This is a genomic window from Bradyrhizobium sp. HKCCYLRH1030 (genome assembly GCF_051168395.1).
Lineage (GTDB): Bacteria > Pseudomonadota > Alphaproteobacteria > Rhizobiales > Xanthobacteraceae > Bradyrhizobium.
In genome coordinates this window covers 12252-24888 of the sequence record NZ_JBNPUY010000017.1, presented here as the reverse complement: position 1 = coordinate 24888, position 12637 = coordinate 12252, and the positions used below count along the sequence as shown (strand labels likewise).

Here is a 12637-nt window from a genome sequence, read left to right as displayed (position 1 = left end):
TAATCGGCGTTCAACCCCGATCCCCTGCGCCTACTACCTTCCGCCTATGAGAGCCGGGCGGAGCTGATGCTGTAATCGCCCCGTTGCTTGCAGCGCGACTGCTCATCTTGGGGCTGGCGCACGCGCCATACGACCACAACAAAGACATAAGCGGAGGGAACTGATGAACTTCACGAGCAGGAGATTCTTGGCTGGCATCTCGACGGTTGCCTTCCTTGTCGCCGGCACGCTGGGCGTCCGCGCCAACGACTCGGCGCTGAAGGCCGCCAGCGAGCCCGGCGCCTGGGCGATGACCGGGCATGACTACGGCAACACCCGGTTCAGCCCGCTCAAGGAGATCAACACCGAGAACGCCGGCAAGCTGTCGCTGGTCTATTCGTTCTCGCTGGCCTCGCTACGCTCGAACGAGGCCTCGCCGATCGTGATCGGCAACACGCTCTACGTCTCGACGTCGTGGGGGCCGAAATACGTCTATGCGCTGGATGCCGCGACCGGCGCGCGCAAATGGACCTATGAGCCGGACATTCCGGACGATACGCTGCAATATGCCTGCTGCGACGTGAACAGCCGCGGCATCTCGTATGCCGACGGCAAGCTGTTCGTCGGCCGGCTCGACGGCAAGCTGACCGCGCTCGATGCCGCCACCGGCAAGGAGCTGTGGACGTCCAAGGTGGTGGACTACAAGCAGGGCTCGGTGATCACCTCGCCGCCGCTGGTCGTGCGCGACAAGGTCATCACCGGATTCGGCGGCGGCGAGTACGGCGTGCGCGGCTCGCTGCAGGCCTACGACATCAACTCCGGCAAGATGGTCTGGCAGACCTACACGGTGCCTGCGCCCGGCGAGCCCGGCAGCGAGACCTGGAAGGGTGACACCGGCCTGCATGGTGGCGGCGCGGCCTGGCTGGTCGGCTCCTACGATCCGAAGAGCGACACGGTCTATTGGGGCACCAGCAATCCAGGTCCCTGGAACACCGCCGTGCGCTCGACCGGCAATGGCGATTTCGGCAAGCTGACCAATCTGTATACGGCATCCACGCTGGCGCTCGATCCGAACACCGGCAAGATCAAGTGGCACATCCAGACCACGCCTGCCGATGCCTGGGACTATGACGGCGTCAACGAGGCTATTCTCGCCGATCTCAAGGTTGGCGGTGCGGCTGTCCCGACGCTGATGAAGGCCGACCGCAATGGCTTCTTCTTCGTGGCCAACCGCGAGACCGGCAAGGTGATCTCGGCCGAGAAATACGTCTTCGCCAACTGGGCGCAGAAATGGGACACCTCGACGTTGCGCGCGGTCGAGGATCCGGACAAACGGCCGGGCCCCGGACATCCCGTCAAGGACGTCTGCCCGAACCTGATCGGCGGCAAGAACTGGCAGCCGATGTCGTACAATCCGGACACCGGCCTGGTCTACATCCCGGCGAACAATGTCTGCATGGACTGGTCGGTCAGCGACGTCTCGTACAAGCGCGGCGTGTTCTATCTCGGTGCGGAATTCCCGACCAAGGAAGGCCCCGGCGGGTTCCTCGGTGAACTCATCGCCTGGGATCCCGTGAACAACAAGAAGGTCTGGTCGATCCAGGAAGACCTTCCGTTCAACGGCGGCACGCTGAGCACCGCCGGCGGCTTGGTATTCTCCGGCAATCTTCACGGCGACTTCCGCGCCATCGACGCCAAGACCGGCAAGATTCTGTGGAAGAAGAATCTCGGCTCCGGCATCGGCGCCGGTCCGGTGACCTACTCGGTGGACGGCAAGCAGTACGTTGCCGTCGTCGTCGGCCGCACCGCCTCGATCCCGGCGTTCCTGGGCGAGATCGGCAAGAAGATGACGAACGCAGCTCCCGAGGGCGGCGCTCTGTTCGTGTTCGCGGTCCAATAACCGCAACGCTCGCGACGGCTGCGCGTGGCCCCGGCCGCGGGGACACGCGCGGCGTTCAGCCAATCCGCATCAAGCGGACGAAGACGGCCCGGCCGCGAGACCGAGCCGTACAAGCAGATAAACAAGACCTGAGGGATCGAGGATGCGCCTGAATCGCCGTCAGACTGGCTCGAATTGGCGGGCCACCGCCGAACTGACAGCAAGCGCGACGGCTCTCGTCGCCTTGGTGGCCTCCACCGTGCTGGCCGCGTCGGCGGCGGGCCTGGCCAACGAGGCGGAGCCGCTGCGGCTTTGTGCGGATCCGACCAATCTTCCGTTCTCGAGCGACAATCCAACGCAGCCGGGATTCTATCTCGAGGTTGGCCAGGCGCTGTCGCGTGAGCTCGGCCGCCCCGTGACGTATGATTGGTACAAATCCTATTTCGGCAAGCGAACCGTGCGCGTGACGCTGCTGGGCAAGCAGTGCGACGCGATGATCGGCCTGCCGCTGTCAGCGGACTTCATGGGACCGGCCGTGATCTTCTCGAAGAAGATCGCGACCGAGACCTACGCGCTCGTCAGCCGCGGAACGTTGGTGGTCCATGGCATCGACGACCTTCGAGGCAAGCGCGTCGCGGTGCAATACCAGACCACGCCGCAAAATCTGCTGGCCCAGCGCGACGACATCGAGAAGGTGACGGTGCTGACACCGGACGAAGGCTTGGCGGCGCTGGCCCACGGCAAGGCCGACATCGCCTTCATCTGGGGGCCGGTTGCAGGCTGGCTGAACAAGACGATCTACCAGAGCAGCTTCCGGATCCAGCCGGTCGAGGGCGACGGTCTGTCCTGGGATGCCGCGATCGGCCTTGCCAAAAGCTCCACGCAATTGCGCGATCAGATCGACGCCGCGCTGCCGCAGCTCGCACCGCGGATCGCCGAGCTGGCGGTCAAATACGGGCTGCCGCGCGAGCCGTCGATCAGGCTCGGCGCCGTGCCGCGCCCGATCAGGCTGGCGTCGGCGACTGACCCTGCTCAGCTTCTCCGCCAGCCGGTCGCCGAGGCCGCCGTGATGAGGGTTTCGGACTCGACTGCGAGCGAGTCGAAGACCGAGGCGGTGACGCTGGGCAAAGAGATCTTCAACGGCACCTGCGCGCATTGTCACGGACCAGACGCCGTGCAGGCGGAACGGCGCATCGACCTGCGACGGCTGCGGACCCGCTACGGCGAGGACATGCGCGACAAATTTTGGACCACCGTGCATGAAGGCCGTCCCTCCAAGGGCATGCCCGCCTGGAAGGAGGTCTTTACCGACGACCAGTTCGAGAGCATCTATACGTTCCTGCTGACTGTGCAGTCGTCAGAAACGGCAAATTGAAGGAGGGACACCGGCCGACACGATCTGCCGGATCACCCGGCACGTGCTGGCGGCGAGTGAAGGTCGGACATGACGCGCTTTCTGATCATCGACGATCATCCGCTGTTTCGCGAAGCTCTCGGCAACGCGGTGCGTCTGGCGCATCCCGACGCCGAGATCTTCGAGGCGCTGTCGATTGCCGATGCGCTCACCACCCTCGCAATGAAACCCGACATCGACCTGGCGCTGCTCGACCTGACGCTGCCCGATGCCATGGGCTTCTCGGGATTCCAGCGGCTTCGCGCCGCGTATCCGCGGCTTCCGGTCGCGATCGTCTCGAGTGAAGAGGACCAGAACGTCGTGCGCGAGGCGCTTTCGCTCGGCGCGGCCGGCTATCTGCCGAAGTCGACCTCGAAGCGTGAGCTGACGTCGGCGATCGAGCGCGTGCTCAGCGGCTCGATCTCGGTCCCGAAAGACTTCGTGCCCGTCGTCGAGCGCCACGGGAAGGGGTCATCTCGCGCGCTGCAGGCGCGTCTCGAGGAGCTGACGCCACAACAGCTTCGCGTCCTCGACCTGATCAGGCGTGGCTATCAGAACCGGGAAATCGCCAGCGAGCTTCAGCTTGCGGAGTCGACCGTCAAGGCGCACATCACCGAGATCCTGAGAAAACTCCGTCTGTTCAGCCGCAACAAGGCCGTCATCGAGATCGGCAAGATCGCGCTGAACGTGCCGGCCGACCGGCAGGGATCGCGCACCGCTTCGAGTCGAAAGCACCCGTAGCGAATTGTTGCGCCGCACGACTCCACGGCCACCGCAGGCGTAGCGACGTCGATGGCGTCTTGATCGTTGATTGATGCCAACCAACGCGGTATCGCTGATGCTCCGGTTCTGACGGTCCTTCGAAGACGCAGCCCGCACGCTGGTTGAATGTCGGATCCGCGACACTGAATGATCCGGATCTTCGATCCGGCCGGGGGAGGCAGGCACGTGGCTCGATTGCTCATCGTCGAGGACCATCCGCTGTTTCGGGAGGCGCTGGAGAGCGCGATCCGCGCCGCTCTGGCTGATGCCGAGATGCGCGAGGCGACGTCCGTCGACATGGCCGTCGGGCTTCTTTCATCTCCGCCGAGATTCGACCTGATCCTGCTCGACCTCTCGACACCCGGAACGACCGGCCTCTCCGGCGTCATCCGCATCCGCAAGACCGCGCCGCGCACACCGATCCTGGTGGTTTCCGCGCATCGGGACCCGGACCTCGTCGCCCATGTTCTCGCGCTGGGTGTCTCCGGCTACATCTCGAAATCGACTTCGAAGCAGCAACTTGCCGACGCGATCAAGGCCGTGCTGCGGGGCGAGGTCCATGTTGAAGGCGGCTCCCTCTGCGCCAGCGCGCGCCGTGGCCGACTTCCTGCTCAGGACCTCCTGAAGCGTCTTCACGAGCTGACGCCGCAGCAACTGCGCGTGCTCGACCTGATCCGCCGCGGACTGCAGAACAAGCAGATCGCCTATGAGCTCGGGATCTGCGAGACGACGGTGAAGGTCCACGTCTCGGAGATCCTGCGCAAGCTTCGCGTCATGAGCAGGACCAAGGCCATCATCGAGATGGAAAAGATCGACTTCGTGAACCTCATCGGCGAGCCGCGCACGCCGGCTCGGGCAAACGGCGCTGAGGCGCTCAAGACAGCAAGAACGACAACAGCGCGCGAAGCTCCGCAGGCCTGACCGGCTTGGTCAAGATCTCGAGCCCGTATTGGCTTGCTTCCCTGGCTGCGTCTTCGGAATAGTCGGCCGTCACGATCATGGCCGCAACATCTCGGCCGAGGAATTGCCTGATGTCCCGGATGGCGGCAAGCCCGCTCTCGTCGCCATCCAGGTGGAGATCCGCGATGATCGTCTCGGGGACCGCCCCGAGCGCACTCAAACGCTGCAAAGCGTCATTCAGCGACGCCGTCGCCACGACGTCGCAGCCCCATTTTTCCAACAGACTGACCATGGCCTCGGCGGTGGCCAGGTCGTTTTCGATCAGCAGGATCTTGGCGCCTTCGAGCCCGCCATAGTCGTGGTCGACGTGATCCGCAGGATGCGGATCCGGCAGTACGGCTGCCGGGTCGGCGCGGTCGAGCTCGAGCTTGAACGTGGACCCATGTCCAACCCGCGAAGCCAGCCCGACCTCATGGTCCAATGCCTTGGCGAAGCGGCGGACGATCGACAGGCCCAGCCCGAAGCCGGCTTGATCCTCGGCGCTCGGCTGACCGCGCTGGAATTCGAGAAAGATCGCTTCTTGTTGCGGTTTGGGAATGCCCGGGCCGGTGTCGTGGACCTCGATGCGAACCCGGCCTGCTCCCGGCCCCGGCCGGCATCCCATGACGACGCCGCCTCGCCGCGTGTAGCGCAGAGAGTTGGCGAGGAGGTTCTGCAAGATGCGCCGCAGCATCATGGCATCCGAGACCACGGCGATCGAGCACGGACAAATGCGCAGGGACAACCCGCGTTTGGCCGCGATCGGGGCGAATTCGCGTTCGAGCGGCTCGAACAGGGTCGAAAGCAGAACGGGCCTGACATCGGGGCGCAGGGCTCCGGCATCGAGCTTGGCAATCTCCAGCAGGGACCGCAGCAGATCCTCGAGCATGGCCAGCGAATGGTCGACCTGGCCGACCATGGCCGTTCCGCGATCGGACGAGACTTCGTCCGCCAAGGTCGAGAGCGTGAGCCGCGCGGCGTTTAGCGGCTGAAGCAGATCATGCGTCACGGAGATGAGAACCGAGGATTTCAGGGAGCTGGCCGCTTCAGCCTGCTGCTTGGCCCGAAAGAGGTCCTTGTTGGCGGTTTCGATCGAACGCAGCGCATCACGCAGCTGGCGCGTCCGCTCGCGCACCTGCTGATCGAGCGCGATCGCCGTTTCGAACAGCGAGAACGCATTGAACTGCTGGTCCATCGAGCGTTCGACCCGGGACATCAGCGCGGCGTTGATCTTCCTGAGCTTGGCCGCCTCGCGCTGCAGGTCTTCCGGAGACCCCGCGGCGGTCATGGCTGCGCCGCTCCACGTTTGCCGATCGCGACCCCGGTCAGCGTCTGATTGACGTGCATTGAACCGTACTGCTCGCCATAGGTATGGAATCCGACGATCCGGTTGTCGCGATAGAGATCGGACATTTCCCGCGCAAACTGATGCTGCTCTGCGTCAAGACGCCTGAGGATGCACTCGAAACCGATGAAGATCGAGACCTCGCCGATCTCGTCGCGGACCTCGGCCAGCATCTCGCGGGCGGCCGCCACGGAGTTGCGTGACCTCGCCGCCGTCAGCACCATTCCTTCGTCGATCGCGCAGAAGAACCGGAGCGAGCCGTCAGGGCTGACGCGCTGAATCGAGCGCGCGAAATAGGAGCCTCCCACGCGCACCAGGACCGGATGGGCCGCAAACAGGAACGGGTCGAGCTCGGAATCGGCTATTCCGATCGCGCGACAATATTCCTCCGCCGCCGGCTCGGCATTGAGCTGCTTGACGATACGCTGCTCGAGATCGGCCTCCGTCACCACCATCTTGGTCGAGGTCGGCTCGAAATTGTCGCATTTGAACAGCCGGAACGGCAATGACGTCCTGATCAGGATCAGCACGGCCATGTCCGTGTGGGCCTTGCCGTCGTGAAAGACCCAGGTGCGCTCGAACCGCAGACCATCGCCGGCCGACCCGCCAACCAGGGGAATGTTGTCGAGCGAGGCGTAGATCGCCGACATGATCGCCTCTTCGCGCTGGCACATGCCGTCGATCAGGACGAGCCCGAACACGCCGTCGTCGTCGCGACCAGCGTGCTGCGAGAGGTCCTGCCTCATCTGGTTGCCGAGGCGACGTCCTTCATCGACGCGAAAGCCCGACAACCCGAAGATGGGCTGTGCGAATACCGTGAAATCCTCGGCGGCAAATCCGAGAGCGACGACGCTGTTGTCGTCCCAGCCATCGGGCGACAGCTCTCCGGCCGTCGTACAGCCGTATACGGGGACGTCCGCAAGACGGGTCGTCACCTCCACCATGAACTCGTTTGGATCGTAGTGGGGCGACAGGAAGATCAGCACCATCGCCAACCCGTCGGCCGGCAACTGGCCGCAGATGTCGGCCGCCGCAGCGGCCTCCGTCGCAGCCTTGGACTTTGCAGCAGTCACGCCAGACGGACGCGGGGGCCGAGGATCGGCGTCTCCCATCGGGCACCTCCCAGAACGACACTTTGGGTTGTTGGTGATCGTTCGTTTTTTTAGAAGATTAGGCCAATTGAGCAGCAACGGCAACCGCGCGGCTTGATCCAGGACAAGGACTTGGGCCGGGCTGTCGTCCGATCATCCGCGCGGATCTGCTCACCGGCCTGTCCCGGGGGGCTGGCCCGCGCCCGCTCCGGATCGAAAAGGGAAAGATTTCGCATGCTCCGCCGCATCGCTCTTGTCGCCGTTCTCGCCTGCCTGGCACCGAGCGCCCGCGCGCTCGACGGAAATCCGGCCGCCGGGAAAAGCATCTTCCAGCGCATCTGCCAGAACTGCCACTCTGCCGAGATCGGCGTCAACAAGGTCGGCCCGAGCCTCTGGAACATCGTTGGACGGCAGCCAGCGGCTGTGCCGGACTACGCCTATTCGGAGAGCATGAAAAAGAACAATGCGCCCTGGACCGCGACGGCACTGGATGCCTATATCGCCGATCCTCGCGGGGACGTTCACGGCGTCAAGATGTATTTCAAAGGATTGGCGGACGCGAAGGAGCGGGCCGACGTCGTCGCCTATCTCTCGACTCTGAAATAGCGTAGCCGGGGAAGCTGGCGATTTTGCCGACGCTGCAGGCCACGCCGTTGGAAAAGAGCCGTTCGCCGATTCCGACTGGCATCGTTGGCGCGCTGGCCCAGGGCATCATCGCTATGAGCGGGTTGGGTGTCGGGCCAGCGTTTCTGCAAGCGGTTTTGAGGCTGCGGGTACCAGGCATGTCACGATGAGCTTGGATCACCCTTCTTTCGAAGCGAAAGCTTCAGGGCGACGCCCCCAATTCTCGAATCCTCGATCCACAGTCGGCCATCATAGAGGCTGGTCAGGTCGCGGGCGATCGCCAGACCGAGCCCAGTGCCGGGCTTCGCGTCGTCAAGTCTCGTGCCCACGTCGAACACGCGCATTCGGTGTTCCACTGGAATGCCGGGCCCGTCGTCCTCAACCGTGATCAAGACGGTGCTGTCGAGATCCTCGATCGAAATCACGACGCGGTCACGTGCCCATTTTGCCGCATTGTCGAGCAGGTTGCCGATGAGTTCGGTCAGATCGTTGGTGTCGCAGGCAACGACGACGTCCGCTGCTCCTTCGACTTCGAACCGCCGGTCGTGCCCTGGGCTGAATCGCGAATAGGTATTGATGACGCTCCTCAAGACGTCTGCGACGACCGCAAACGCACCTGCATTCGCGATCGTGGAGGCCTTTGCGCGCGCCGTCTGGTAGTCGATGAGCAGCGCCATTCGCGAGCACTGCTCCGACAGAATCTGAGCGTGGATCTCCTGACCGGACGCTTTCAGCCGTGCTGCCTCCTCGTCGAGAATTGCCAGAGGTGTCTTCAGCGCGTGTGCAAAACTTCCTGCGAGTACGCGAGCGCGATCGACCATGTTGAGATTTGCCGCAATCATTCCGTTCAGCTCGGTGACGAGCGGCATGATTTCCTCCGGCAGGTCCTCAGGCAGCCTTGAGGTCTTGCCGCTACGCACGTCCACGATGGCGCGACTCATGCGCTGGAGCGGCCGCAGGCCGTAAGCGACCTGAGCGTAGGCGGTGCCAACCATGGCGAGGGCCATGATACCAAGCGTCGCTGTCAGCGTCAGATTGAGGTGCTGCATCTCGTCACTAATCAGTCGCTCGTCTGCACCGACACGGATTTCGACGGGTTGCCCGAGGCGAGACGGCTCGCTGATGTTTCGGACCATGCGCATCGGCCCGGTCGGTCCCTCCACACTAAGCGCCGTGGAGGAGGGCAGGGAACCCTCGCGACTCTGGTCGGGCGTGAATGAAAGGAAAAGGTCATCCTGCAACGACGGCGAGCGCGCGCTTTCGCCGTTCTGCAGGATGACCTGCCAATACATTCCGGAACGGGCAGGGGAGAAACGCGGATCGCTCAGATCGCGGGCGATGAACAGCCGCTGCGTGGCGTCGAGTTCCACGAGATCGGCGAGCTCGCGGGCGTGATCCAGCAGGTCATGATCGAAGTGGGCCTCGACGACACGGCGAATGACGATCGAGAGCCCGAGCCCGCTGGCGAACAAGACGATGGAAATCCAGATCGCGGCGACCGCGAGCATCCGGGCTCGGAAGTTGCGGCTGAACATTGCTCTACCCGAAGCGATATCCCATGCCTCTGACGGTGCGAATGCAGTCACGCCCCAGCTTTCTCCTGAGCCGGGCAATGTAGACTTCGACCGTATTGGAGTCGCGATGGTCGCTGCTCGGATAGATGTGCTCCAGCAGCTCGGTCTGCGACACGATATGATCGGCGCGGCGCATGAGGAGTTCGAGAACGCGCAACTCGAGTGCAGTCAGGTCGACGATCTCCCCGTCCTTCTTGACCAGGCCGGCCGCCGCGTTGAACTCGATCTGCCGGAGGCGGAGCACGGCGTCCGGTCTGCTGGAGACCCGACGGAGCAGCGATTTGACCCGCGCGACGAGCTCCTGCGCCTTGAAGGGCTTTTCGAGATAGTCGTCCGCGCCTGCGTTCAGGCCGTTGACACGCTCGACCCAGCCGCTGCGGGCGGACAGGATCAGCACCGGCAGCGTGTGCCCGGTATGACGCCAGCGTTGCAGCACGTCGAGGCCCGAAATGCACGGCAGTCCGAGGTCGAGCACCGCGGCATCATAGGGCTGGCTGTTGCCCAGCATCCAGCCCTGCTTGCCATCGGTGGCGAGATCCGCCTCGAAACCGGCATCGGCCAGGCTTTCCCTGATGCGCTCCGCGTAGATGGGCTCGTCCTCTATGAGCAGAATGCGCATTGCCATTCCTCCGGTTGCCGAACGGGTTCCGACGATGCGGACACGCTGATCGGGCCTCGAACGCTATGGATTGATCCCGAGCTCTCTGGCTGCGTCAGCGATGCGCGTGCGCTCCGGGACGTCCTCCGCAAAGACCGACAATGCGCGTTGCAGCGACTGTTTCGCCGCCTCGACATCGCCCAGTACCACCCGCGAGCGGATCAACTTGATCCAGCCTTCTGCATCGCGCGGTGATTGCTCGAGTCGGCTCGCAAGGCCATCCACCATGCCCCGGATCATGAGGTTGCGGTCCTGTGTGGACATGCTTTCCGCCTTGCGAATGTCCTCGGCGCGGGGGCCGCGCGGCTCCGCCGGCTCGGTCGCGGAGGTCTTGCCGGAGCGCAGGAGTTCCTGCATGCGCTCGGCGGACAGGTTCGGTCGGGCAGGCGATGGCGAGCCGTCATCCTCTCCGAGCTCGCGACGAAGCGCGCCGAGCCGCTGCTTGAGATCGGGCAGCCACGGCTCGTTCGGATCGGCCTCCGATACGATCGCCGTCCAGTCGGCCATCGCACCCCGTTTGTCTCCCTCCTGTTCTTTCACGACGCCGATGAAGAAGCGGGCGCGCGCGTCCTTGGGATCCAGTTTGAGTGCTTCGTCGAAGTCCGCGCGGGCTGCGGACGTGACGGTGCCGTCCGCGGCCCGCACCAGCGCTTCGCCGCGTGCGCTGCGGTATTCTGCCGAGCCTGGCCGCAGCTCCATTGCGCGCGCATAGGCCTGTGCCGCCTCTGCAAAGCGCTCGATGTTGAACAGCGACCAGCCCAGCAGCCGCCATCCGTCGGCATCCTTGGGATTCCGCTCCAGTCTGGTCTGGACACGCTGGATCATCTCTTCGACCGGCGGCAGTCCGCTGCTCTGCTGCGGTCGGTCGCGACCGTCCTGGCCGGTCATCTGCTCCAGCGAGGCAATGGCCTGGGTGCCGGCGTCGGATCGCGCCTCGCCAACCGACCTCGCCGTGGTGCTGCTGGCGGTCTGGCCCGGTCCGGCCGCGGGGACATCCGGATTTCCGACAACCGCATACAGACCGACGGAGCCGAACACCACCGTCAGCGTGACGACACTGAGCGCAAATTTTCGTTCGGAGCTGGTGAGGGAGGGCGCCGATGGCTGTTCGGCGGCGGCTGCGGCGAGAATGCGCCGCTTGATCTCGCTGGCCGCGTTCTCGCCATCCGACTTGTCGATCAGGCCGCGTGCGGTTTCGTTCTCGATCTCGCGGAGCTGGTCGTGGTGGACGGCAAGTCCCTGAGCCGAAGCCAACCGTCTCCGCTCGTAGCTGCGGATGAATGGCGTCGATATGAGCACGGCGGCCACGGAAATCATCGCCGTCAGGATCAGCCACAGCATCATGAAAGGCTCCGTCGATCGAGGATCGCCTCGATGGCTTCGAGTTCGTCGGCGCTGAGCGGAGCGACGTGCTCCGCCTCGGGCGCACTCGCATTGGCTGCCGCCCGGCGCACGTAGCGGCCGAAGCCGACGACGGCCGTGAGCAGGGCGAGCAGGGGACCGATCCACAGCGCGATGGTATTCCACTGCAAGGGAGGCTTGAGCAGGACGAAGTTGCCGTAGCGTGCGACCAGGAAGTCCACCGCCTGCCGGTCGCTGTCGCCGGCCTGCAGGCGATCGCGCAGCAGCACCCTCAGGTCATGCGCCAATGGAGCGTTCGAGTCGTCAATGCTCTGATTTTGACAAACGACGCAGCGCAGCTCCTGGCCCAGCGCGCGCGCGCGCGCCTCCAGTCCCTCGTCGCGCAACATTTCGTCGGGAAGCACCGCACGAGATGGTGACGATGTCGCCGTCAGCACGAGCGAGCTGACGAGCAGCGCTTCGGCCGCGCGCTTGATCCGCCGGCAGTTCATGACTCGCTCCTGAGTGCCTTCAGCAGAGGTTCGAAATCGTCACGCCATACATCTTCGGTCAGCGGGCCGGGATAGCGGAAGCGGATGCGGCCGGCCCGATCGATCACGAAGGTTTCGGGAACGCCGGTCACGCCAAGATCGATGCCGGCCCGGCCGGACTCATCGGAGCCGACACGGGCATAGGGACTGCCATGCTTGGCAAGCCAACGTTTGCCGTCGTTCCGATCGTCCTTCCAGTTCAGCCCATAGATCGGGATCGCGGAGCTCTCTGCGAGCTTGAGCAGCATGGGATGCTCGACGCGGCATCCGGGGCACCAGGATGCGAAAACGTTGAGCAGGACCACGTCGCCCTGCAGGTCGGTATTGGCAAGACCGCCGCTCTTGCCGTCGAGCGACGCGAGCTGGAAACGCGGCGTCGGCTTGTCGATCAGGGTCGAGGGCATTCGCTGCGGATCGTTGGTCAGGCTGAAAGCCAGTCCAGCGGCCAGTGCGGCGAAAGCCACGAGAGGTATGAGATAGGGGAGGCGCGGCATATCTCGT

General features: G+C 64.3%; 12 protein-coding genes. 5 read left to right on the top strand and 7 right to left on the bottom strand.

Translation table 11 applies throughout. The features are described 5' to 3' along the window. Positions 1 to 187 precede the first annotated feature (187 nt). The 4 genes from ACQR1E_RS31850 (at position 188) to ACQR1E_RS31835 (ending at position 4934) form a co-directional block, all read left to right on the top strand. Positions 188 to 1879 carry a PQQ-dependent methanol/ethanol family dehydrogenase gene (locus ACQR1E_RS31850; RefSeq protein WP_434845278.1) on the top strand — a complete coding sequence of 564 codons (1692 nt, stop codon included), beginning with the start codon at positions 188 to 190 and terminating at the stop codon, positions 1877 to 1879. A gap of 142 nt (positions 1880 to 2021) precedes the next feature. After that, positions 2022 to 3233, top strand: a complete 1212-nt coding sequence (locus tag ACQR1E_RS31845; protein ID WP_434845263.1) for a c-type cytochrome — start codon at positions 2022 to 2024, stop codon at positions 3231 to 3233. A gap of 69 nt (positions 3234 to 3302) precedes the next feature. Then, positions 3303 to 3992, top strand: a complete 690-nt coding sequence (locus tag ACQR1E_RS31840; protein ID WP_316165067.1) for a response regulator transcription factor — start codon at positions 3303 to 3305, stop codon at positions 3990 to 3992. A 207-nt stretch (positions 3993 to 4199) separates the two neighbouring features. Beyond that, positions 4200 to 4934, top strand: a complete 735-nt coding sequence (locus ACQR1E_RS31835; protein ID WP_316175945.1) for a response regulator transcription factor — start codon at positions 4200 to 4202, stop codon at positions 4932 to 4934. Here the strand turns inward: ACQR1E_RS31835 and ACQR1E_RS31830 are convergent. Both ACQR1E_RS31830 and ACQR1E_RS31825 read right to left on the bottom strand, forming a co-directional pair. After that, on the bottom strand, positions 4888 to 6240 hold the full coding sequence (locus ACQR1E_RS31830; protein ID WP_315717728.1) for a hybrid sensor histidine kinase/response regulator: 1353 nt from the start codon (positions 6238 to 6240) through the stop codon (positions 4888 to 4890). The genes ACQR1E_RS31835 and ACQR1E_RS31830 overlap by 47 nt on opposite strands. Then, entirely contained in the window at positions 6237 to 7409 is a 1173-nt protein-coding gene (locus tag ACQR1E_RS31825; protein WP_434898000.1) for an FIST N-terminal domain-containing protein, read from the bottom strand. The genes ACQR1E_RS31830 and ACQR1E_RS31825 overlap by 4 nt, the downstream gene beginning before the upstream one ends. A 213-nt stretch (positions 7410 to 7622) precedes the next feature. Between ACQR1E_RS31825 and ACQR1E_RS31820 the strand changes: the two genes are divergently transcribed. Continuing rightward, positions 7623 to 7994, top strand: coding sequence for a c-type cytochrome (locus ACQR1E_RS31820; protein ID WP_315717730.1), 372 nt, complete (start codon positions 7623 to 7625; stop codon positions 7992 to 7994). A gap of 179 nt (positions 7995 to 8173) precedes the next feature. Here ACQR1E_RS31820 and ACQR1E_RS31815 read toward each other — a convergent pair whose 3' ends face one another. The 5 genes from ACQR1E_RS31815 to ACQR1E_RS31795 form a co-directional block, all read right to left on the bottom strand. Next, entirely contained in the window at positions 8174 to 9547 is a 1374-nt protein-coding gene (locus tag ACQR1E_RS31815; protein ID WP_316165072.1) for a HAMP domain-containing sensor histidine kinase, read from the bottom strand. Positions 9548 to 9551: 4 nt separating this feature from the next. Beyond that, a complete protein-coding gene (locus ACQR1E_RS31810) occupies positions 9552 to 10205 on the bottom strand; it encodes a response regulator transcription factor (protein WP_315717732.1) in 654 nt (217 codons plus the stop codon). A gap of 63 nt (positions 10206 to 10268) precedes the next feature. Then, positions 10269 to 11588, bottom strand: a complete 1320-nt coding sequence (ccmI, locus tag ACQR1E_RS31805) for a c-type cytochrome biogenesis protein CcmI (protein ID WP_316165074.1) — start codon at positions 11586 to 11588, stop codon at positions 10269 to 10271. After that, positions 11585 to 12097, bottom strand: coding sequence for a cytochrome c-type biogenesis protein (locus ACQR1E_RS31800; protein ID WP_315754750.1), 513 nt, complete (start codon positions 12095 to 12097; stop codon positions 11585 to 11587). Before ACQR1E_RS31800 ends, ccmI begins: the two co-directional genes overlap by 4 nt. Next, positions 12094 to 12630 carry a DsbE family thiol:disulfide interchange protein gene (locus ACQR1E_RS31795; RefSeq protein ID WP_315754748.1) on the bottom strand — a complete coding sequence of 179 codons (537 nt, stop codon included), beginning with the start codon at positions 12628 to 12630 and terminating at the stop codon, positions 12094 to 12096. Before ACQR1E_RS31795 ends, ACQR1E_RS31800 begins: the two co-directional genes overlap by 4 nt. Positions 12631 to 12637 lie beyond the last annotated feature (7 nt).